This is a genomic window from Thauera sp., from assembly GCF_035444905.1.
Classification (GTDB): domain Bacteria; phylum Pseudomonadota; class Gammaproteobacteria; order Burkholderiales; family Rhodocyclaceae; genus Thauera.
Map to the genome: position 1 here is coordinate 50,665 of NZ_DAOMPS010000009.1, position 20,158 is coordinate 70,822.

At 66.6% G+C, this 20,158-nt stretch carries 22 protein-coding genes; 10 read left to right on the forward strand and 12 right to left on the reverse strand.

Annotated elements, in window-relative coordinates; translation table 11 throughout:
* Positions 1-79 precede the first annotated feature (79 nt).
* The 6 genes from dapC (at position 80) to PLC66_RS06290 (ending at position 6,065) form a co-directional block, all read left to right on the forward strand.
* On the forward strand, positions 80-1,273 hold the full coding sequence (gene dapC, locus PLC66_RS06265; RefSeq protein ID WP_324538601.1) for a succinyldiaminopimelate transaminase: 1,194 nt from the start codon (positions 80-82) through the stop codon (positions 1,271-1,273).
* A gap of 13 nt (positions 1,274-1,286) precedes the next feature.
* Entirely contained in the window at positions 1,287-2,108 is an 822-nt protein-coding gene (dapD, locus tag PLC66_RS06270; protein WP_324538482.1) for a 2,3,4,5-tetrahydropyridine-2,6-dicarboxylate N-succinyltransferase, read from the forward strand.
* A 23-nt stretch (positions 2,109-2,131) separates the two neighbouring features.
* Entirely contained in the window at positions 2,132-3,307 is a 1,176-nt protein-coding gene (locus tag PLC66_RS06275) for a PilT/PilU family type 4a pilus ATPase (protein WP_324538484.1), read from the forward strand.
* Between the two features lie 108 nt (positions 3,308-3,415).
* A complete protein-coding gene (gene dapE, locus PLC66_RS06280; protein ID WP_324538486.1) occupies positions 3,416-4,564 on the forward strand; it encodes a succinyl-diaminopimelate desuccinylase in 1,149 nt (382 codons plus the stop codon).
* A 56-nt stretch (positions 4,565-4,620) separates the two neighbouring features.
* A complete protein-coding gene (prmB, locus tag PLC66_RS06285) occupies positions 4,621-5,553 on the forward strand; it encodes a 50S ribosomal protein L3 N(5)-glutamine methyltransferase (protein ID WP_324538489.1) in 933 nt (310 codons plus the stop codon).
* 53 nt (positions 5,554-5,606) lie between these two features.
* On the forward strand, positions 5,607-6,065 hold the full coding sequence (locus PLC66_RS06290) for a response regulator (RefSeq protein ID WP_324538491.1): 459 nt from the start codon (positions 5,607-5,609) through the stop codon (positions 6,063-6,065).
* Between the two features lie 68 nt (positions 6,066-6,133).
* Here PLC66_RS06290 and iscX read toward each other — a convergent pair whose 3' ends face one another.
* The 11 genes from iscX to PLC66_RS06345 all read right to left on the reverse strand — a co-directional run bounded on the left by iscX (position 6,134) and on the right by PLC66_RS06345 (position 14,792).
* A complete protein-coding gene (gene iscX / locus PLC66_RS06295) occupies positions 6,134-6,328 on the reverse strand; it encodes a Fe-S cluster assembly protein IscX (protein WP_324538493.1) in 195 nt (64 codons plus the stop codon).
* Between the two features lies 1 nt (position 6,329).
* Positions 6,330-6,671 carry an ISC system 2Fe-2S type ferredoxin gene (gene fdx, locus PLC66_RS06300; protein ID WP_324538495.1) on the reverse strand — a complete coding sequence of 114 codons (342 nt, stop codon included), beginning with the start codon at positions 6,669-6,671 and terminating at the stop codon, positions 6,330-6,332.
* An 11-nt stretch (positions 6,672-6,682) separates the two neighbouring features.
* Positions 6,683-8,551, reverse strand: a complete 1,869-nt coding sequence (gene hscA / locus PLC66_RS06305) for a Fe-S protein assembly chaperone HscA (protein WP_324538497.1) — start codon at positions 8,549-8,551, stop codon at positions 6,683-6,685.
* A gap of 19 nt (positions 8,552-8,570) precedes the next feature.
* On the reverse strand, positions 8,571-9,104 hold the full coding sequence (gene hscB / locus PLC66_RS06310) for a Fe-S protein assembly co-chaperone HscB (protein ID WP_324538499.1): 534 nt from the start codon (positions 9,102-9,104) through the stop codon (positions 8,571-8,573).
* A 10-nt stretch (positions 9,105-9,114) separates the two neighbouring features.
* Positions 9,115-9,438: an iron-sulfur cluster assembly protein IscA gene (gene iscA / locus PLC66_RS06315; protein WP_324538501.1), complete on the reverse strand. Its 324-nt coding sequence runs from the start codon at positions 9,436-9,438 to the stop codon at positions 9,115-9,117.
* A gap of 26 nt (positions 9,439-9,464) precedes the next feature.
* Positions 9,465-9,848: a Fe-S cluster assembly scaffold IscU gene (gene iscU, locus PLC66_RS06320; RefSeq protein WP_324538503.1), complete on the reverse strand. Its 384-nt coding sequence runs from the start codon at positions 9,846-9,848 to the stop codon at positions 9,465-9,467.
* 96 nt (positions 9,849-9,944) lie between these two features.
* On the reverse strand, positions 9,945-11,153 hold the full coding sequence (locus tag PLC66_RS06325) for an IscS subfamily cysteine desulfurase (protein WP_324538505.1): 1,209 nt from the start codon (positions 11,151-11,153) through the stop codon (positions 9,945-9,947).
* Between the two features lie 55 nt (positions 11,154-11,208).
* Positions 11,209-12,372, reverse strand: a complete 1,164-nt coding sequence (locus tag PLC66_RS06330; RefSeq protein WP_324538507.1) for a cysteine desulfurase family protein — start codon at positions 12,370-12,372, stop codon at positions 11,209-11,211.
* 9 nt (positions 12,373-12,381) lie between these two features.
* Positions 12,382-12,864: a Fe-S cluster assembly transcriptional regulator IscR gene (gene iscR, locus PLC66_RS06335; RefSeq protein ID WP_324538509.1), complete on the reverse strand. Its 483-nt coding sequence runs from the start codon at positions 12,862-12,864 to the stop codon at positions 12,382-12,384.
* 191 nt (positions 12,865-13,055) lie between these two features.
* Positions 13,056-13,811 carry a serine O-acetyltransferase gene (gene cysE, locus PLC66_RS06340; protein ID WP_324538511.1) on the reverse strand — a complete coding sequence of 252 codons (756 nt, stop codon included), beginning with the start codon at positions 13,809-13,811 and terminating at the stop codon, positions 13,056-13,058.
* 240 nt (positions 13,812-14,051) lie between these two features.
* A complete protein-coding gene (locus tag PLC66_RS06345) occupies positions 14,052-14,792 on the reverse strand; it encodes an RNA methyltransferase (RefSeq protein WP_324538513.1) in 741 nt (246 codons plus the stop codon).
* A 123-nt stretch (positions 14,793-14,915) separates the two neighbouring features.
* Here PLC66_RS06345 and PLC66_RS06350 point away from each other — a divergent pair, with 123 nt between their 5' ends.
* Complete coding sequence (locus PLC66_RS06350; RefSeq protein ID WP_324538515.1) at positions 14,916-15,716, forward strand: inositol monophosphatase family protein; 801 nt, start codon at positions 14,916-14,918, stop codon at positions 15,714-15,716.
* Positions 15,717-15,721: 5 nt separating this feature from the next.
* On the opposite strand, the gene PLC66_RS06355 is transcribed toward PLC66_RS06350, so the two are convergent.
* Entirely contained in the window at positions 15,722-16,240 is a 519-nt protein-coding gene (locus PLC66_RS06355) for a retropepsin-like aspartic protease family protein (RefSeq protein WP_324538517.1), read from the reverse strand.
* Positions 16,241-16,436: 196 nt separating this feature from the next.
* Here PLC66_RS06355 and mutS point away from each other — a divergent pair, with 196 nt between their 5' ends.
* From mutS to nqrM, 3 genes are all read left to right on the forward strand, one after another.
* Entirely contained in the window at positions 16,437-19,001 is a 2,565-nt protein-coding gene (mutS, locus tag PLC66_RS06360; protein ID WP_503012182.1) for a DNA mismatch repair protein MutS, read from the forward strand.
* A 50-nt stretch (positions 19,002-19,051) separates the two neighbouring features.
* A complete protein-coding gene (locus PLC66_RS06365) occupies positions 19,052-19,822 on the forward strand; it encodes a spermine/spermidine synthase domain-containing protein (protein ID WP_324538519.1) in 771 nt (256 codons plus the stop codon).
* A gap of 127 nt (positions 19,823-19,949) precedes the next feature.
* Complete coding sequence (gene nqrM, locus PLC66_RS06370) at positions 19,950-20,153, forward strand: (Na+)-NQR maturation NqrM (protein ID WP_324538521.1); 204 nt, start codon at positions 19,950-19,952, stop codon at positions 20,151-20,153.
* Positions 20,154-20,158 lie beyond the last annotated feature (5 nt).

The following is a 20,158-nucleotide window of genomic DNA, read 5'->3' on the forward strand; positions in this document are numbered from 1 at the left end:
AAAGGCGCGCCATGATACCATCTTCGACCCAAGCCACTTCGCATCCCGGCGCCTGCGCGCCGTGGCAAACGGTATCAAAGTGAATCCGAACCTCGCTCGCCTCCAGCCCTATCCCTTCGAGAAGCTGCGCGCCCTGTTCGCCGGCATCGAAGCCCCTGCCGGACTCAAGCCGATCCGCCTGTCGATCGGCGAGCCGCAACACCCCACGCCCGGCTTCATCCGCCAGACCCTGGCCGACAACCTCGGCGGGCTGTCGAGCTACCCGGCCACGCTCGGCACCGATGCCTTGCGCAGCGCCATCGGGCACTGGCTCGAGCGTCGCTACGGCCTGCCGAAGATCGACCCCGCGACCCAGGTGATTCCGGTGGCGGGTACGCGCGAGGCCTTGTTCGCCTTTGCCCAGTGCGTGGTCGATGGCGCCCGGCCCGGGGCCAAGGTGCTGTGCCCGAACCCCTTCTATCAGATCTACGAGGGGGCAGCGCTGCTCGCCAATGCCGAGCCGGTCTTCATCAACAATCTGCCGGAGGACGGTTTCGGCTCGGACTTCACTGCCATTGACGAAGCCACCTGGCGCGACGTGCAGCTTGTGTATGTGTGCTCGCCCGGCAATCCGACCGGACGCCTGCTCACGCTGGAAGAATGGAAGACGCTGTTCGAACTGTCCGATCGCCACGGTTTCGTGATCGCTGCCGACGAGTGCTACTCCGAGATCTACTTCGACGACGAGGCCAAGCCGATCGGCGGGCTCGAGGCAGCCTGGCGGATCGGGCGCACCGATTTTCGCAACGTGGTGATGTTCTCCAGCCTGTCCAAGCGTTCGAACGTGCCTGGCATGCGCTCGGGTTTCGTCGCCGGCGACGCCCGCATCCTGAAGGAGTTCCTGCTGTATCGCACCTACCAGGGCTGCGCGCTCAACCCCGCAGTGCAGGCGGCCTCGGTGGCAGCCTGGAGCGACGAGGAGCACGTCGAGGAAAACCGCCGCCTGTACCGCGACAAGTTCGCACGCATCACACCGATGCTCGCGCCCTACCTGCCGGTGGCTCTGCCCGATGCCGGCTTCTACTACTGGGTACGCACCCCGCTGCCCGATACCGAGTTCGCCCGCCGTCTGCAGGCTGAATATAATGTGACGGTCCTGCCTGGCAGCTACCTCGCGCGCGAAGCGCATGGCGTCAATCCTGGCGCCGGCTTCGTCAGAATCGCGCTGGTGGCCGACACGCACGAGTGTGTCGAAGCCGCCGAGCGCATCATCGATTTCTGCAAAACCCTCTGAGAGAGAACCCCCAATGCACGCTCTGCAACAGATCATCGACGTCGCCTTCGAAAATCGCGCCAGCCTGTCGCCCGCCTCGGCCCCGGCCGAGATCCGCAATGCGGTTGAAGAGGTCATCGCCGGCCTGGACGCCGGCACGCTGCGCGTGGCCGAGAAGAAGGACGGCCAGTGGGTGGTCAATCAGTGGATCAAGAAGGCGGTGCTCATTTCCTTCCGCCTGCGCGACAACGAGGTCGTGCAGGCGGGTGGCCTCAATTTCTACGACAAGGTCGCGACCAAGTTCGGCGACTACAGCCCCGAGCAGTTCCGCGAAGGCGGGTTCCGTGTGGTACCGCCGGCGGTCGCGCGCAAGGGCAGCTTCATTGGCCGGAACGTCGTGCTGATGCCCTCCTACGTGAACATCGGCGCCTACGTCGACGAGGGCACGATGGTCGACACCTGGGCCACCGTCGGTTCGTGCGCGCAGATCGGCAAGAACGTGCATCTGTCGGGCGGCGTCGGCATCGGCGGCGTGCTCGAGCCGGTGCAGGCCGGCCCGGTCATCATCGAGGACAACGTCTTCGTCGGTGCCCGCTCCGAAGTCGTCGAGGGCGTGATCATCGAGGAGAACGCGGTGCTGTCGATGGGCGTGTACATTGGCATGAGCACCAAGATCTATGATCGCGAGACCGGAACGGTCAGCTACGGCCGTGTGCCGGCCGGTGCCGTCGTGGTGCCGGGCAGCCTGCCTTCGGCCTGCGGCAAGTACAGCCTGTACTGCGCCGTGATCGTGAAGAAGGTCGATGCCCAGACGCGCGCCAAGACCGCCATCAACGACTTGTTGCGCGGCGCCTGATCCACACCGGGAGTCCGAACGCCATGATTTTCGACAGCCTGTTCACACTGATGGCCGAGAAGAAGGCGTCGGACATCTTCATTACCGCCGGGGCCCCGATCCACATCAAGATCCAGGGCCACACCATGCCGATCAACCAGCAGGTCATGGACCCGCTGATGATCCAGCGCATGATCCACGAGGCGATCACGCCCTCGCAGGTGGCCGTGCTCGAGCGCGACCGGGAGCTGAACCTGTCCTTTGGTCGCCGCGACCTGGGCAACTTCCGGGTGAACGTGTTCTGGCAGCGCAACTCGATGGCCGTGGTGGTGCGCTACATCCAGAGCGACATCCCCACGGTCGAGGCGCTCGGCCTGCCTGCGGTGCTGACCGAGGTGGTGATGGACAAGCGGGGATTGATCCTCGTGGTCGGCGCCACCGGCTCGGGCAAGTCGACCACGCTGGCGTCCATGCTCGATCACCGCAACCGCAACCGTAGCGGCCACATCCTCACCGTCGAGGATCCGATCGAGTACCTGTTCAAGCATCGAAAGTCGGTGGTGAACCAGCGCGAGGTGGGTATCGATACGCTGAGCTGGACCGAGGCGCTGCGCAACGCGATGCGCCAGGCGCCCGACTGCATCCTGATCGGCGAGATCCGTGATCGCGAAACCATGCAGGCGGCGATCTCCTACTCCCAGACCGGCCACCTGTGCCTGGCGACGCTGCACGCCAACAACGCCTATCACGCGCTCAACCGTATCGTTAACTTCTTTCCGCTCGAGAACCGGCAGCTGCTCTACCTCGACCTCGCGGTGGCGCTGCGTTGCATCGTCTCGCAGCGCCTGGTGCGCAAGCCCGATGGCAAGCGTGTGCCCGCGGTCGAGATCCTGATGAACACGCGTCACGTCAGCGAGCTCGTCGAGCGGGGCGAACTCAACGAGATCAAGGAGGCGATGGAGCAATCGCTCGCCCCCGGTTCGCAGACCTTCGAGCAGGCGCTCTACAGGCTGTATTCGGACAAGACCATCGGCCTCGAAGAGGCGTTGGCCAATGCCGATTCACCGACCAACCTGCACTGGCTGATCAACAACGCCCAGATCAATGCGCCCGATGCCGAAGCCAACGCCGCGCGCTCGGGCAAGCTGATGGACTTCGAGGCGACCAACGCAGAAGGGGCGTCGTTCCAGGAGTTCACACTCGACATGGACAACAATTGAGGGCAGGCCATCGCCTGCCCTGCGCGCCTTCGCCCCAGCGCCGCGACACGTCCCTCCACCGCGAGCGATCCTTGCGCGATCGCTGTGCCTATCGACCGAATCCGTTCAATGTCCCCATCGCCCTCCCCCACGCTCGCCCTTGCCTGCGAGCTGATTGCCCGTCCCTCTGTCACCCCCGAGGACGCGGGCTGCCTTGAGCTCATTGCCGAGCGGCTGCAAGCGCTCGACTTCCACTGCGAGCGCATCGATACCGGCGGCGTGTCCAACTTGTGGGCACGGCGCGGCCGCAGCGCCCCGGTGCTGTGTTTCGCCGGCCACACCGACGTTGTGCCGCCCGGCCCGTCCGAGGCGTGGGAGACCCCTCCCTTCGCGCCGACGGTGAAGGACGGCGTGCTCTATGGCCGCGGCGCGGCAGACATGAAGTCCTCACTTGCGGCCTTCGTGACGGCGATCGAGCGCTTTGTCGCCGCCCACCCGGACCATGCCGGCAGCATTGCCCTGTTGCTCACCTCGGACGAGGAGGGCATCGCCACCCATGGCACGGTGAAGGTCGTCGAGGCACTTGCGGCGCGGGCCGAGCGCCTCGATTACTGTGTGGTGGGCGAGCCGACCTCGGTGAACACGCTCGGAGACATGATCAAGAACGGGCGCCGCGGCTCGCTGTCCGGCACCCTGCGCATCAAGGGTCAGCAAGGCCATGTCGCCTACCCGCATCTAGCCCGCAACCCGATCCACCTATTTGCACCGGCACTGGCCGAACTCGCCGCGATCCGCTGGGACGAGGGTAACGAGTTCTTCCCCCCCACCACCTGGCAGGTGTCCAACATCCACGCCGGCACCGGTGCCAACAACGTCATCCCGGGCGTGTGCGAGGTGCTGTTCAACTTCCGCTTCGGCTCGGTGTCCAGCGCCGAGGCGCTCAAGCAGCGCACGTGCGCGATCCTCGATGCCCATGGGCTCGACTACGAGATCGACTGGCACCTTTCGGGCAAGCCTTTCATCACCGGCCGCGGCAAACTCGTCGCTGCGCTATCGGATGCAATCAGCGACGTGCTCGGCGTGACGACCGAGCTGTCGACCACGGGCGGCACCTCCGATGGGCGCTTCATCGCCGACATCTGCACCGAGGTGGTGGAGTTCGGCCCGGTCAATGCGTCCATCCACAAGATCAATGAGTGCATCGCCGTCGATGCGGTCGAGCCCTTGTCGCAGGTCTATGAGCGCACGCTCAACGCCCTGCTGCCCTGCCCGAACTGAGACCAGGCAGGCCCACCTGCCAGCACGCAAGACCCAAGAATCGAACGAGAACCGACATGACTCAAGCCGAGCACCTGGACGACGAACACGAACACGAACATGAGCATGGCCCGCTCGCCGAGCTGGTTACCGTGCGCGACTGGTTGCGCTATGCCGTGACCCGATTCAACCGCGCCGGCATCGCCTGCGGGCATGGCGTGGTCGATACCTTCGACGAGGCGGTGTGGCTGATTCTGGGCACGCTGGCCCTGCCGCTCGACCGCCTCGAGCCCTTTCTCGACGCCTGCATCCCGGGTGACGAACGCGTCGCCCTGCTCGAAGCAATCGAACAGCGCGCCGACGAGCGCATCCCGACCGCCTACATCCTGGGCGAAGCCTGGCTCGGCGATTTCCGCTTCACGGTCGATTCGCGCGTGATTGTGCCGCGCTCCTTCTTCGCCGAGCTGCTCGAAGACGGCCTCGCCCCGTGGATCGAGGATGCCGATGCGGTGGGCAGCGCGCTCGACCTGTGCACCGGCTCCGGCTGCCTTGCGATCCTGATGGCGCAGGTGTTTCCGAATGCCGCGATCACCGCCGCCGATCTGTCCGCCGATGCCCTCGAGGTGGCGCAACAGAACGTCACCGACTACGGCCTCGAAGACCAGATCACGCTCGTGCGCAGCGACGTTTTCTCGGCCCTGCAGGGGCAGCGCTATGACCTCATTCTGAGCAACCCGCCTTATGTGACGGCTGCATCGATGGACGCGCTGCCCCCTGAGTATCTGCACGAGCCGCGCATGGCGCTGGCCTCGGGCGAGGACGGGCTGGACGTCGTGCGCCGCCTGCTGGCGGAAGCGGCCGATCATCTGAACCCGGGCGGCTTTCTCGCCGTCGAAGTCGGGCATAATCGCGACATCGTCGAAGAGGCCTTCCCGAATCTGCCCTTCAACTGGCTGTCCACCGCCGGTGGCGACGACATGGTGTTCCTGCTTCGACGCGAGGACCTCTAGGCGCCGATGCTTGTCGTCAGGACAAGGCGAGGCGACGTGACAAGGAATGGATGATGCCAAACGAGCGCCCGATCCTGCTGGTCGAGGACAACCCCGATGACGAGGCGCTGACGCTGTGCGCGTTGAGCAAGAATCGCATCGATAACCCGGTGGTCGTCGTGCACGACGGGGTGGAGGCGGTTGACTACCTGTTCGCCAACGGCACTTACTCGGGGCGAAAGGTTGAGGAGTTGCCGGCGGTCGTCCTGCTCGACCTGAAACTGCCGCGCATCGACGGGCTCGAGGTGCTGCGCCGCATCCGCGCCGACGCCCGCACGGCGGTGCTGCCGGTCGTGATCCTGACCACCTCGCGCGAAAACCTCGATCTGCGCCAAGCCTACAGTCTTGGTGCCAACAGCTACATCCGCAAGCCGGTGGACTACGACCGCTTCGAGCGCGCCATCGGCCTGCTCGGCCACTATTGGCTCGATCTCAACGAGACCGCGGACTCCGAGCTGCGCGGGGCCTACTGAGTACGCATCCTGCCAAGCGGTGCGCGCAGGCCAGGCCTCTGGTCACGCGCGCGCGAAGAAGACCCCGCTCAGGCGAGCTCGTCGATCCAGGCCTGCTGAATCCCCTCGAGGATGCGCTCGCCGCAGCGCTTGGGGTCGTCATCGAACTCGGGCAAGGCGATGACCCAGTTCATCAGGTCGACGAAGTTGAGCGTGCGCGGGTCGACGTCCGGGTGGGCGTCGGCGAGCTGGATGGCAATCTCCTGAACTTCGGTCCATTTCATGTCAGTGCTTTCCTTCGCGGGCCATGTTGATCGTGTAGCGCGGAATCTCCACCACCAGCGGCGTCTCACCCACGACCGCCTGGCAGGACAGGCGTGACTGCGGCTCGAGGCCCCAGGCCTTGTCGAGCAGGTCTTCTTCCTCCTCTTCGGCACTGTTGAGCGACTGGAAGCCCTCGCGCACGATGACGTGACAGGTGGTGCAGGCGCAGGACTTCTCGCACGCGTGTTCGATGTCGATGCCGTTGTCGAGCAGGCTGTCGCAGATCGTGGTGCCAGGGCTCGCTTCGATCACGCTGCCATCGGGGCACAACTCGACATGGGGAAGGACGATGATCTGGGTCATGGTTCGCTGGGTCAAAGTTCTAGCTCGTCAACCTTGTGTCCGGCCAGCGCGCTGCGGATGCTGTTGTCCATGCGCCGGGCGGCGAATTCGTCGGTGGCACGCGCGAGCGCGTCGATGCCGGTCTTGATGGCACGATGATCCTGGCCCGCCAGGAGCGCCCGCAGAGTGGCGATCGCGGTGTCGATCGCCGCGCGCTCGTCCGCGTCGAGCAATCCGCCGTCCTTGGCGAGCGCATGCTCGGTGGCCTCGATGACACGTTCGGCCTCGACCTGCTGCTCGCGCAGCGCGCGCGCGCGCATGTCGTCGCCAGCATGTTCCGCGCCGGACTTCAGCATCTCGGCAATCTCGTCGTCCGACAGCCCATACGAGGGCTTGACCAGCACGCTCGCCTCGACGCCCGACGACATCTCGCGCGCCGAGACCGACAGCAGGCCGTCCGCGTCCACCTGGAAGCTGACCCGGATGCGCGCCGCGCCCGCCACCATCGCCGGGATGCCGCGCAGCTCGAAGCGCGCGAGCGAGCGGCAGTCGGACACCAGTTCGCGCTCGCCCTGCACGACGTGGAAGGCCATCGCCGTCTGGCCGTCCTTGAAGGTGGTGAACTCCTGGGCGCGCGCGATCGGCAGCGTCGAGTTGCGCGGCACCACCTTCTCCACCAATCCGCCCATGGTTTCGAGGCCGAGGGACAGCGGGATCACGTCGAGCAACAGCCAGTCGTCCTGCGCGGCACGGTTCCCGGCGAGCACATTGGCCTGCATCGCGGCGCCGAGCGCAACCACCTTGTCCGGGTCGAGGTTGGTGAGCGGCTCCTGGCCGAAATAGCTCGCCACGGCGCGCTGGATGTGTGGCATGCGGGTCGCGCCACCCACCATCACCACGCCCTTGATGTCCTCCGGGGCGAGGCCGGCATCGCGCAGGGCCTTGCGCACCGGCGTCAGCGTCTTCTGCACCAGGTGACGGGTCATGTCGGCGAACTCGTCGCGGGTGACGACGAGGTCGACCTCTTCGCCCGAAGCCAGGCGCACATGGATCGGCGCCTCCTCGCAGGAGGTGAGCAGTTCCTTCGCCTCGCGCGCCTTCATCTGCAGGCGACGTGCGTCCTCGAGCGAAGGCGGCGAGATCCGCGCCTTGTCCAGGATCCAGCAGAACAGGCGGTGATCGAAGTCGTCGCCGCCGAGGGCCGCGTCGCCATTGGTGGACAACACCTCGAACACACCGCGCGAGAGCTTCAGGATCGACAGGTCGAAGGTGCCGCCGCCGAGATCGTAGACCGCGTACACGCCCTCGGACGCGTTATCGAGTCCGTAGGCCACCGCCGCCGCGGTCGGCTCATTGAGCAGGCGCAGGACTTCGAGCCCGGCCAGGCGCGCGGCGTCCTTGGTGGCCTGGCGCTGGGCGTCGTCGAAATAGGCGGGCACCGTGATCACCGCACCCACGAGCGGGCCACCGAGACTGGCCTCGGCACGCTCGCGCAGTCGGCGCAGGATCTCGGCGGAAATCTCGACCGGGCTCTTGACGCCCTGCACGGTGCGCAGGCGCAGCATGCCCGGGCTGTCCTCGAAGTCGTAGGGCATGGTCTCGATGTGCGCGACATCCTTCAGCCCGCGCCCCATGAAGCGCTTGACCGACGCGATGGTGTTGCGCGGGTCGACGGCCTGCGCCTTGAGCGCGCCCTGGCCGACATCGACGCTGCCATCCGCCGCATAGCGCACCACGGACGCGAGCATGGTGCGCCCGCTGTCGTCGGGCAGGCAGACTGCGATGCCGTTGCGGACGGTGGCGACGAGTGAATTGGTGGTGCCCAGGTCGATGCCCACAGCGAGCCGATGCTTGTGCGGCTCGGCGGACATGCCGGGTTCGGCGATTTGCAGCAAGGCCATCAGGTGTGTTCCGTGCTCTCTAGTTTTCGAGGGCCAGCAGCGCCTCGTCGATATCATGCTGGAGTTTGCCGATGAACATCAGCCGGCGCACGGTGTCGGCTGCTCCTTCGTAGTCGTGTTCATCGTCAAGCTGGCGCCCGAGCTGGGCGCGGACCTCGCGCGAGTGCTGCAGCAGGCGCCGGTGAAGGTCCTCGAGCTCGGCGACCTCGGCCGCTTCGCGCGCCTCCTCGACCGCCTCGCGCCATTCCATCTGTTCCATCAGGAACTCGGGGGACATCGCGGTGTTGGTCTCCAGCCCGGCATCGACGCCAGCGAGTTCGAGCAGGTACTGCGCACGCGTGAGCGGCTGACGCAGGGTGCGAAAGCCTTCGTTCACCCGCGTTGCCCATTGCATCGAGCGACGCTTCTCGGCATCGGAGAGGTGGGCGTGGCGATCGGGATGCACCTGCGACTGCAACTCGTGCCATGCCGCCTCGAGTACCGCGTCGTCGATCTCGTAGCGACGCGGCACACCGAACAGCGCAAAGAAGTCCTGCGTGAGGTCGATGCTCATCGGCCCGCGCTCAGACGTTGAAGCTTTCGCCGCACCCGCACTGGTCCTTCACGTTCGGGTTGTTGAACTTGAAGCCTTCGTTGAGCCCTTCCTTGACGAAGTCGAGCTCGGTGCCTTCGAGATAGGCCAGGCTCTTCGGGTCGATGACGACCTTGACGCCATGGCTCTCGAACACGAGATCCTCGTTCTCGGTGTGGTCGACGAACTCGAGCTTGTAGGCCATGCCCGAGCAACCCGAAGTCTTGACCCCGAGGCGGATACCGAAGCCCTTGCCACGCTTGGCAATGAAGTTCGATACGTGGCGGGCAGCGGATTCAGATAGCGTGACGCCCATGTCTTCTCCTGTTCTGTAGATGCCGCTCAGGCCTCGTGCTTCTTCTTGTAATCGGCCACCGCGGCCTTGATCGCATCCTCGGCGAGGATCGAGCAATGGATCTTCACCGGCGGCAGGGCGAGCTCCTCGGCGATCTGCGTGTTCTTGATCTCGAGCGCCTGGTCGATGGTCTTGCCCTTCACCCATTCGGTGACGAGCGAACTCGAAGCGATGGCGGAGCCACAGCCATAGGTCTTGAACTTGGCGTCCTCGATGACGCCATCCTTGCCCACCTTGATCTGCAGCTTCATCACGTCGCCGCAGGCCGGCGCGCCGACCATGCCGGTCGCGATGCCGTCCTCGTCCTTGGCGAAGGAGCCGACGTTGCGCGGGTTTTCGTAGTGGTCGAGGACCTTTTCACTGTATGCCATGATTTTTTCTCCGTCAGGGGTGTTCAGTATTCTTTTGACCGCTGCAAGGTGGCAGCGGTGCGATCAATCGTGCGCGGCAACGCCCGCGATGCGCCCTCAGTGGGCGGCCCACTGCACGGTGTCGAGGTCGACGCCGTCCTGGTACATCTCCCACAGCGGCGACAGTTCGCGCAGCTTGCCGATCTTCTTGTGCAGCAGGTCGATCGTGTAGTCGATCTCTTCCTCGGTGGTGAAGCGGCCGATCGAGAAGCGGATCGAGCTATGGGCGAGTTCGTCGTTGCGACCCAGCGCGCGCAGCACGTAGGAGGGCTCGAGACTGGCCGAGGTACAGGCCGAACCGGACGACACCGCGATGTCCTTGATCGCCATGATCAGCGACTCGCCTTCGACATAGGCGAAGGAGATGTTCAGGTTGTGCGGCACGCGCTGCTCGAGGTCGCCATTGACGTAGGTCGCCTCGATGTCGGTGAGCCCGGCCAGCAGTTTGTCGCGCAGCTTGCCGATGCGCACATTCTCGGCCGCCATCTCCTCGCGCGCAATGCGGAAAGCCTCGCCCATGCCGACGATCTGGTGCGTGGCCAGCGTGCCCGAACGCAGCCCGCGCTCATGACCGCCGCCGTGCATCTGGGCCTCGAGGCGGACCCGCGGCTTGCGACGCACGTAGAGGGCGCCGATGCCCTTGGGGCCGTAGGTCTTGTGGGCGCTGAAGCTCATCAGGTCCACCTTCAGGCGCTCGAGGTCGATCGCCACCTTGCCGGTCGCCTGGGCGGCGTCGACATGGAAGATGATGCCCTTCTCGCGGCAGAGCTCGCCGATCTCGGCGATCGGCTGCACCACGCCGATTTCGTTATTCACGAACAGCACCGACACCAGGATGGTGTCCGGCCGAATCGCCGCCTTGAGGACGTCGAGATCGACGAGGCCGTTCTCCTGCACGTCGAGGTAGGTGGCCTCGAAGCCTTCGCGTTCGAGCTCGCGCACCGTGTCGAGCACCGCCTTGTGCTCGGTCTTGAGGGTGATGACGTGCTTGCCCTTGCCCTTGTAGAAATGCGCCGCGCCCTTGATGGCGAGGTTGTTCGACTCCGTCGCGCCCGAAGTCCAGATGATCTCCTTGGGGTCGGCGTTGACCAGCGCGGCGACCTGCTCGCGCGCGTCCTCCACCGCCTTCTCGGCCTCCCAGCCGTAGGCATGCGAGCGGCTGGCCGGGTTGCCGAAGTGCTCGGTCAGCCAGGGAATCATCTTTTCCGCCACTCGGGGATCCACCGGGGTCGTGGCCGAGTAGTCGAGATAGATCGGGAACTTCATTGAGTCTCTCCGCAGAGTCGTTGTTCGGGTGTTGATCGGTTCAGGCCGGTGAGGCTCAGGTGCTCACCGAGGCCAGGTTCTTCAGTTCGCCCACCACACGGGCGAAGGCATTCATGAATTGCCGCACATCGGCCGCGGTCGTGCCGCGACCAAGGCTCACCCGCAGCGCAGCGCGGGCGAGTTCGGGGGCCACGCCCATCGCCAGCAGGGTGTGCGAGGGCTCCGGGTTGGCGCTCGAACAGGCCGAGCCGCTTGCGCAGGCAAAACCGGCGCGATCGAGCTTGCCGACGAGCGTCTCGCCGTCGAGTTGCGCGACGGCGAAGAACACGGTGTTGGGCAGCCGCGGCGCCGCCGCGGAGAAGACCTGCGCCCCACACTGCGTGAGGGCGGCCTCCAGTTCGTCGCGCAGCTGCCCGAGCCGCATCGCCTCGGCCTCGCGCACGGCGCGCGCGCGCTCACAGGCCACGCCGAAGCCGACGATCGCGGCCACGTTCTCGGTACCCGAACGCAAGCCCCGCTCCTGGCCGCCTCCGGCAATCAGCGGCGCCAGCTCGACACGCTTGTCCACCACCAGCGCGCCCGCTCCGAGCGGGCCGCCGATCTTGTGTGCCGACAACGTCATCGCATGCACGCCGAGCGCGCGGAAGTCAAGCTCCAGCTTGCCCAGTGCCTGTACCGCGTCGGTGTGAAACCACGCCCCGGCCGCCCTTGCCTGTGCAGCCAGCGCAGCCACATCCTGGATCACGCCCGTCTCGTTGTTCGCGAACATCACCGACACCAGGCGCGCCCTGGCAGCAAGCACCGACTGCCAGTCGTCGGCATCGATCCGGCCCTGCTCATCGACCGCGATCTCGTGCAGGATCCAGCCGGCGCGCTGCAGCTGCCGGGCGGGCTCACGCACGCAGGGGTGCTCGATCGAACTCACCGCCACCAGGCCCGGCTTCATGGTCGCCGCAGCGCCTTTCAGGAACAGGTTGTTCGCTTCCGAACCACCGCTGGTGAACACGACTTCGGTCGCGTGCGCGCCTACCGCGGCCGCGACGCGGGCACGGGCTTCGTCGACCGCCGCACGCGCCTGGCGCCCATACTCATGGCGACTCGAGGCGTTGCCGAAGCGGGCCGGCTCAGCCGCACCCAGCCACGGCAGCATCGCCTCGCGCACCACCGCGTCGAGCGGCGTGGTGGCGTTCCAGTCGAGATAGACCGGGGCAAAACTCATCGACAGGCCTCAGACCGCAGCCACGGTGCGCGTCGCCAGCGTGGCGCGACGACGGATGTTCTTCAACACGGCCATGTCGGCATCGGGTCGCACCTGACGATTCACCAGGGCCTCGAGCGTGACCGAATCCAGGTAGGCGTACATGCGCTTGTTGAGATTGGCCCACAGGTCGTGCGTCATGCAGCGATGCGCGTCGTGACAGTTCTCCTTGCCCCCGCACTGGGTCGCATCGAGCGGCTCATCGACGGCAATGATGATGTCGGCCACCGTGATCGCGTCCATTTCGCGGGCGAGGCGATAACCGCCACCCGGTCCGCGAATGCTGCTGACGAGCTGATGCCTGCGCAGCTTGCCGAACAACTGCTCGAGATAGGACAGCGAGATGCTCTGGCGCTCGGCGATCCCGGCCAGCGTCACCGGCCCATCGGTCTGGCGTGCCGCCAGATCGATCATCGCCGTCACGGCAAAACGCCCCTTGGTCGTCAATCTCATGTTCGCTCCTGATGGATCCCGGTATCGGTCCGCGAGCGCGAAATACCTCGTCCGTCGCCCCGTCCGTCGAATACCTTAACGTTTCGGTCGACTATACGTATCCCGACAAAAACGGTCAACTACTCGGCCAGCTCCATCCCCAGCCCCTCCATCTCCTGCGAAACCGGCACCACGGACGCGGCAGATCGCCGTCAATCGACCATTTTCGACAGCCGGTTGGCATCGAAATCGTCGCTCGGGTCAACCGCCTCATCGAGCTTGACGCCAGCGGCCTCCAGGCGCGCGATGATCGCCTGTAGGCGCCGGTCCGTCTCCACGGAATGGTCGAGCAGGCCATGCAGGGCCTTGGCCACCGGGTCATCCATGTCGCGCGTCACGCCATAGGCGCTGAAGCCGATCTGCTCGGCCTTCTGCTCTCGTGCGGCATCGCGGTCGGGGTCAACGATGCGGGCGGGGTTGCCCACGGCGGTCGCACCCGCCGGCACCGGCTTCACCACGACGGCGTTGGAGCCGATCTTGGCGCCGTCACCGACCGTGAAGCCACCGAGCACCTTCGCTCCCGCGCCGACCACTACGCCACGTCCGAGCGTCGGATGGCGCTTGGCACCCCGGTAGAGCGAGGTTCCGCCCAGGGTCACCGCCTGATAGATGGTGCAATCGTCGCCAATCTCGGCCGTCTCGCCGATCACCACGCCCATGCCGTGGTCGATGAACACGCGCCGCCCTACCACGGCACCCGGGTGAATCTCGATCCCGGTGAGAAAACGGCTGATGTGGCTGATGAAGCGCCCCAGCCAGTGCCAGCCCCGCCTCCATGCGCCGTGTGCCAGCCGATGGAACATCAGCGCGTGGATGCCCGGATAACAGGTCAGCACCTCCAACGTGGAACGGGCTGCAGGGTCGCGCTCGCGCACGCTGGCCAGATCTTCACGCAGACGGCTGAACATTTTGTACTGGGCTCCGGAAGGCAAAGGTGAAAAAGGAGGTCTCGAGGGCAAGGCGTGGCGAGGGCCCGCTTCATGCTGATGCGCCCGCGCGATCGAGCAGACACACGCCGCATCCCCGCGCCTGGAGGAAAAACCATCGCGCGCGGCGCACCGCTCAATTCCCGACAATTTTAATCGACTTAATGCCGCAAACTCAAAGCCGACGGCTGATCAAGCGGCGATTACGCGCTGCGCACGAGCTCAACCGCGACGCTTGGGGCGCTCGAAGGTCGTCAACATGCCGCGCAGGATGGCCACCTCCTCGCGCTCGAGCCGCACACGGTTGAACAGCCGCCGCATGCGCGGCAGCAGGCGCTTCGGATTGGCCGGATCGTGAAAGCCGCTGGCGGTGACCACATGCTCGAGATGGGCCATGAAGCCTTCGAAGTCGGCGTGGGTGGCGGGCTCGCCCTGCGCGTCGTCCGCCACGCTCACCGCAGCGCCGAGCGCCGCCATGCGGATCTCGTAGGCCAGCACCTGCACCGCCGCGCCCAGATTGAGGGAGGAGAACTCGGGGTCGGTGGGGATCGTCACCGGCATGCTGCATAGCCCCACCTCTTCATTGGTGAGGCCGCTGGTCTCGTTGCCGAACACCAGCGCCACCCTGCCTTCGGCACAGCGCGCGACGAGTTCGAGCGCCGCCTCGCGCGCTGGCAGGCGGGGCAGCGACAGTTCGCGCCGGCGCGCGGTGAGCGCGGCGGAGAACACCGTGTCGGCGAGCGCGTCCTGCAAGCTGGGCACCACGCGTGCCGATTCGAGCAGGTCGAGCGCACCCGAGGCACGCGCGGTCGCGATCTCATCGGGAAAGGACTCGGGCGCCACCAGCCACAGCTCGCGCAGGCCCATGGTCTTCATGGCGCGCGCGGCGGCGCCGATATTGCCGGGATGGCTGGTGCGCGACAGCACGACGCGGATGCGATCGAGCGCAAGGGGGCGATTCATATTAAAATTCCACGCTTTCCGAATTCTGCCGGGTTGCCTGCCCGGAATCTGCGTTCGACGGCGATCCAAGCGCGCCGCCACGCGGCATCGCAGGCCCCGCTTCTTTATCCGAGACCGCTTCGCATGCATCCCACCCTGAACATCGCCGTCAAGGCCGCACGTCGCGCCGCGACCGTCATCAACCGCGCCTCGACCCAGCTCGACCTGCTCACCGTGCAGTCGAAGTCGCCCAACGATTTCGTCACCGAGGTGGATCGCGCTGCCGAGCAGGCCATCATCGATGTGCTGCGCGACGCCTTCCCGGGGCACGGGATTCTAGCAGAGGAGTCCGGCGAGTCCGGCCCCGACAGCGAGTTCAACTGGATCATCGACCCGCTCGACGGCACGACCAACTTCATCCACGGCTTCCCGCAATACGCGGTGTCCATCGCGCAGACCAAGAACGGCGTACTCGAGCACGCGGTGGTCTACGACCCGAACACCAACGAGCTGTTCACCGCCTCGCGCGGCAGCGGCGCCTTCCTCAACGACCGCCGCATCCGCGTATCGCGCCGCACCCGCCTCAACGAGGCGCTGATCGGCACCGGCTTCCCGTTCCGCAAGTTCGACCAGATTGACGCCTATCTGGCGATGTTCAAGGAGCTGACGCAAAAGACCGCCGGCATCCGTCGCCCGGGCGCCGCGGCGCTGGACCTCGCCTACGTCGCCGCCGGCCGCCTCGACGGCTTCTGGGAGATGGGCCTGTCGCCGTGGGACATGGCGGCCGGCGTGCTGCTGATCCAGGAAGCGGGTGGCCTCGTGTCGGACCTGTCGGGCGAAGGCAACTTCCTGACCACCGGCAACGTCGTCGCCGGCTCGCCGAAGATCTTCGGCCAGATGCTGCCCATCATCCAGGCCTATCGGCCGGCGGGCATGCAGGCCTGAATCCATCAGGAGCCGGGGATGCGCAGGCTCAGCGTGTCTCCGCGCTGGGTGAACTCGAGGTAACGCAGCACCGACATGCCGAGCAGAACCTCGTCACTGCGCATGCCGGGGTTGAGGTGAGCGCTCACGTTGCGCACCTCGAACGGGCCCAGCGTGAGCGCCTCGATGCGCGTCTGGCGCACCGTAACGCTGCCATTGGCGGTCAGCACCGAGCCGGCGGCACCGGGCTGGAGCCCCAGTACCGGCCCCAGATGGGCGGGCACCGACACCTGGGTGGCACCGGTGTCGAGCAGGAAGCTCACCGGCTGGCCGTTGATCTGCCCGGGCGCGACGTAATGACCGAAGCGGTTACGCTTGAGCACCAGCTCGGTTGCGCCAGGCGCCACCACCAGGTTGCGATTGGGGTTGTCGCGGTGTTCGAGCACCGAATCGAAACTCACCCACCCCAGCCCGAGAAAGGCGAGCGAGGCAAGCAGGCCGAGTTTGCGGCCGATGCTGCGCGTATCCGATTCGGCAGGGCTCACTGGCGGTTTTCCTCACCTTCGTGGCGGCCAGGGCGGCCACGGGTCCATCGACAATCACGCTCCCACTGACGACAACAAAGCACGCGAGAGGTTTCGGTTGGCATTCCGCTCTTCCCACGACACGAACTCGGCCCTTCGCACCGCGGCGCCTGCCTCCAGCATGGAGGAGGCCGAGATCGCTGCCCACACGCCGATGATGCAGCAGTACCTCAGGCTCAAGGCGCAGCATCCGCACACCCTGCTCTTCTACCGCATGGGCGACTTCTACGAGCTGTTCTTCGAGGACGCCGAGAAGGCCGCCCGCCTGCTCGACATCACCCTCACCACGCGCGGGCAGTCGGGCGGCAGACCGATCCGGATGGCGGGCGTGCCCTTTCACGCGGTCGAGCAATACCTTGCGCGCCTGGTCAAGCTGGGCGAGTCGGTGGTGATCGCCGAGCAGGTGGGCGAGCCGGGCGCAACAAAGGGGCCGATGGAGCGCGCGGTGAGCCGCATCGTGACACCCGGCACGCTGACCGACGCCGCCCTGCTCGATGACCGCCGCGACGCGCTGCTGCTCGCCGCCAGCCTGCACCGCGGGGTGCTCGGCCTGGCCTGGCTCAATCTTGCGAATGGCGACCTCCGCCTCATGCAGTGCCCCTCGGAGGCCTTGCAGGCCCAGTTCGAACGCCTGCGACCGGCCGAAGTACTGATTCCGGACGGGCTTGCATTGCCTCTGCTGGAGAGCCTCGCGCCGGCGCTGCGCAAGCTGGCCGACTGGCAGTTCGATACCGACACCGGTACCCGCCTGCTCACCGCCCACTTCGGCACGCGTGACCTCGCCGGCTTCGGCGTCGAGGACCTGCCGGTGGCACTCGCCGCCGCCGCCGCGCTGTACGACTACGCCCAGGCCACACAGCGCCAGACCCTCGCCCACGTCACCGGGCTGAGCGTCGAGCGCGAGTCCGAATACCTGCGGCTCGATGCCGCCACCCGGCGCAATCTCGAGCTCACCGAAACCCTGCGCGGCGAGCCGGCGCCGACCCTGCTGTCGCTGCTCGACAGCTGCACCACCAGCATGGGTTCGCGCTGGCTGCGCCACGCCCTGCACCACCCGCTGCGCGCGCGCGCCGTGCCCGCTGCGCGCCAGGCCGCGGTCGCCGAGCTGGTCGGCGAGAGCACGGACTACGGCATCGATAGCCGCGACGGGCGGCTCGCCGTCGCGGTGCGCAGCACGCTGCGCGGCGTGGCCGATGTCGAGCGCATCACCGCCCGCATCGCCCTGCGCAGCGCGCGTCCGCGCGATCTCTCGGCGCTGCGCGACAGTCTCGCCCGCCTGCCCGAACTCGACGCCGCGCTGCACGGCTGCCACGCCAGCCTGCTCGGCGAACTGCGTGCCGCGCTCCACATCGCACCTGCGCCGCTCGAACTCCTGCAGCGGGCCATCGCCGCCGAACCGGCCGCGATGGTGCGCGACGGCGGCGTGATCGCCCCCGGCTACGACGTCGAGCTCGACGAACTGCGCGACATCCAGAGCAACTGCGGCGAGTTCCTGCTCGCCCTCGAGGCGCGCGAGCGCGAGCGCAGCGGCATCGCCGGCCTCAAGGTGGAATTCAACCGGGTGCATGGCTTCTACATCGAGGTCAGCCGTGCCAATGCCGACAAGGTGCCCGACGACTATCGCCGCAGGCAGACGCTGAAGAACGCCGAGCGCTACATCACCCCCGAGCTGAAGGCCTTCGAGGACAAGGCGCTGTCGGCGCAGGAGCGTGCATTGGCACGCGAGAAGCGCCTCTACGACGGCATTCTCGACACGCTTGCCGAGCACATCCCGAGCCTGCAGCGCATTGCCCGTGCGCTGGCGACCCTCGACGCCCTCGCCGCCTTCGCCGATGCCGCCCTACGCTACGGCTATGTGCAGCCGCGCTTCACCGACACGCCCGGGCTGCACATCGGCGGCGGCCGTCATCCGGTGGTCGAGCGCCAGGTCGACAACTTCATCCGCAACGACGCCAGGCTGGGCGCGACGCGCCGCATGCTGATGATCACCGGGCCCAACATGGGCGGCAAATCGACCTTCATGCGCCAGGTGGCGCTGATCTGCCTGCTTGCCCACGTCGGCAGCTTCGTGCCCGCCGACAGCGCCACGCTGGGGCCGCTGGATGCGATCTTCACCCGCATCGGCGCCTCCGACGATCTCGCCTCCGGGCGCTCAACCTTCATGGTCGAGATGACCGAGGCCGCCGCCATCCTGCACGGCGCCACCGAACACAGCCTGGTGCTGATGGACGAGATCGGCCGCGGCACCTCGACCTTCGACGGTCTCGCCCTCGCCTTCGCCATCGCGCGTCAGTTGCTGGAAAGGAACCGCAGCCTGACGCTATTCGCCACCCACTACTTCGAGCTCACTCGCCTCAATGCCGACTACCCGGAGTGCGCCAACGTGCATCTGGATGCGGTCGAGCACGGTCATCGCATCGTCTTCCTGCATGCCCTGGAAGAGGGCCCTGCGAGCCAGAGCTACGGCATCGAGGTCGCCGCACTCGCCGGCATCCCGGCCGGCGTCATCCGCGACGCCAAGCGCCGCCTGCGTGCGCTGGAAAACCGCGAGATCGATGCCGGCCCGCAGGCGGATCTGTTCGCCTCGCTGCCCGAGCCCGCGCAGGACGAGGCCTTGTCCCATCCCGTGCTCAGCGCACTGGCCGACCTCGACCCCGATGCACTGAGTCCGCGCGAGGCGCTCGAACGCCTCTACGCCCTCAAACGCCTCGCCGGCGCATGAGCACGTCAAGCGCAACGCCCCGCCCCCACTGATCCCCCGCACGCCGTCGCATGAACCCCTCCATCGACATCTCGGAAGCCGCCGGCGTCCGTTACCTGCACTTCGGCTCGGACTGGATCCAGGGCGCGATGCGCATCCGCAAGCCCAACGCCCTCGAGCTTGCCTACACGCGCGAGATGATGGCCGGGCTGTTGCTGCGCGACGGCCTCGCCGAGGACGGCGGCCACTGGCCGCGCAAGGTCCTGATCATCGGTCTGGGCGCCGCCTCGCTGGCAAGATACGTCCATCACAGCCTGCCGCAGAGTCGCATCCGCGTGGTCGAGATCGCTCCTGCCGTGGTGGCGGCCGCACGGCAGTTCTTCAAGCTGCCGGTCGAGGACGCACGCTTTTCAGTCCATATCGGCTGCGGCGCCCAATTCGTGCTTGAGCGTGACGAAACCTGGGACTACATCCTGATCGACGGCTATGACAGCCGGGCGCGCGCCGGCCCGCTCGACACCCTGCCCTTTCATCAGGCGGTGCGCAGCCGGCTGTCGGACCGTGGTCTGATGGCGGTCAATCTTTTCGGCCGCTCGCGTGGCTACAAGGCCAGTCTGGAACGGATCGTCCGCGCCTACGACGACAGGGCGATCGCCTTTCCGTCCTGCGACAGCGGCAACGTCGTCGCATTTGGCGCCGCAGGAGAAGCCATCGAACGCAGCGTGTCCGAGCTGCGCGAGCGCGCCCGCTGGCTGAAGGCCGCGACGGGACTGGACCTCGGCCCCACGGTGGCACGCCTCGAGCAGTCGGGCAGCCTGCCCGGTGGCGTGCTCAGGCTGTGATGCTGCGACCAGCGCGCCCGACCCGGTTCGATGCATCTGCAGCCATGGCCAGAACAAGCCGGTCCGCGGTATTGTCCACCCGTCGCGAGAGCCTGCACACGGCTCGTTTGAATGAGGCAGAATCTAAATGAGTACCTTTCTGATCACCCTGATCATCGTCGGCATCGTCATCGCCGCGATGGCCATCGGCGTCATGTTTGGTCGCAAGCCGATCGCCGGCAGCTGCGGCGGCATCGGCGCAATCGGCCTGGACTGCGAGTTCGGCTGCAAGAAGCCGTGCTCGAAGCGTCAGGCCCGCATGGAGGCCGCCAAGGCCGAACAACAACACTGACCCTC

Bases quoted from the DNA above. Each gene is read 5' to 3' on its own strand.
- PLC66_RS06345 (WP_324538513.1), bottom strand. From the start codon at position 14,792: ATGAATCGCCCCCTTGCGCTCGATCGCATCCGCGTCGTGCTGTCGCGC.
- dapD (WP_324538482.1), top strand. From the start codon at position 1,287: ATGCACGCTCTGCAACAGATCATCGACGTCGCCTTCGAAAATCGCGCC.
- iscU (WP_324538503.1), bottom strand. From the start codon at position 9,848: ATGGCATACAGTGAAAAGGTCCTCGACCACTACGAAAACCCGCGCAAC.
- PLC66_RS06350 (WP_324538515.1), top strand. From the start codon at position 14,916: ATGCATCCCACCCTGAACATCGCCGTCAAGGCCGCACGTCGCGCCGCG.
- PLC66_RS06275 (WP_324538484.1), top strand. From the start codon at position 2,132: ATGATTTTCGACAGCCTGTTCACACTGATGGCCGAGAAGAAGGCGTCG.
- iscA (WP_324538501.1), bottom strand. From the start codon at position 9,438: ATGGGCGTCACGCTATCTGAATCCGCTGCCCGCCACGTATCGAACTTC.
- nqrM (WP_324538521.1), top strand. From the start codon at position 19,950: ATGAGTACCTTTCTGATCACCCTGATCATCGTCGGCATCGTCATCGCC.
- PLC66_RS06290 (WP_324538491.1), top strand. From the start codon at position 5,607: ATGCCAAACGAGCGCCCGATCCTGCTGGTCGAGGACAACCCCGATGAC.
- fdx (WP_324538495.1), bottom strand. From the start codon at position 6,671: ATGACCCAGATCATCGTCCTTCCCCATGTCGAGTTGTGCCCCGATGGC.
- iscX (WP_324538493.1), bottom strand. From the start codon at position 6,328: ATGAAATGGACCGAAGTTCAGGAGATTGCCATCCAGCTCGCCGACGCC.
- mutS (WP_503012182.1), top strand. From the start codon at position 16,437: ATGCAGCAGTACCTCAGGCTCAAGGCGCAGCATCCGCACACCCTGCTC.
- PLC66_RS06325 (WP_324538505.1), bottom strand. From the start codon at position 11,153: ATGAAGTTCCCGATCTATCTCGACTACTCGGCCACGACCCCGGTGGAT.
- iscR (WP_324538509.1), bottom strand. From the start codon at position 12,864: ATGAGATTGACGACCAAGGGGCGTTTTGCCGTGACGGCGATGATCGAT.
- prmB (WP_324538489.1), top strand. From the start codon at position 4,621: ATGACTCAAGCCGAGCACCTGGACGACGAACACGAACACGAACATGAG.
- hscA (WP_324538497.1), bottom strand. From the start codon at position 8,551: ATGGCCTTGCTGCAAATCGCCGAACCCGGCATGTCCGCCGAGCCGCAC.
- cysE (WP_324538511.1), bottom strand. From the start codon at position 13,811: ATGTTCAGCCGTCTGCGTGAAGATCTGGCCAGCGTGCGCGAGCGCGAC.
- PLC66_RS06330 (WP_324538507.1), bottom strand. From the start codon at position 12,372: ATGAGTTTTGCCCCGGTCTATCTCGACTGGAACGCCACCACGCCGCTC.
- dapE (WP_324538486.1), top strand. From the start codon at position 3,416: ATGTCCCCATCGCCCTCCCCCACGCTCGCCCTTGCCTGCGAGCTGATT.
- hscB (WP_324538499.1), bottom strand. From the start codon at position 9,104: ATGAGCATCGACCTCACGCAGGACTTCTTTGCGCTGTTCGGTGTGCCG.
- PLC66_RS06365 (WP_324538519.1), top strand. From the start codon at position 19,052: ATGAACCCCTCCATCGACATCTCGGAAGCCGCCGGCGTCCGTTACCTG.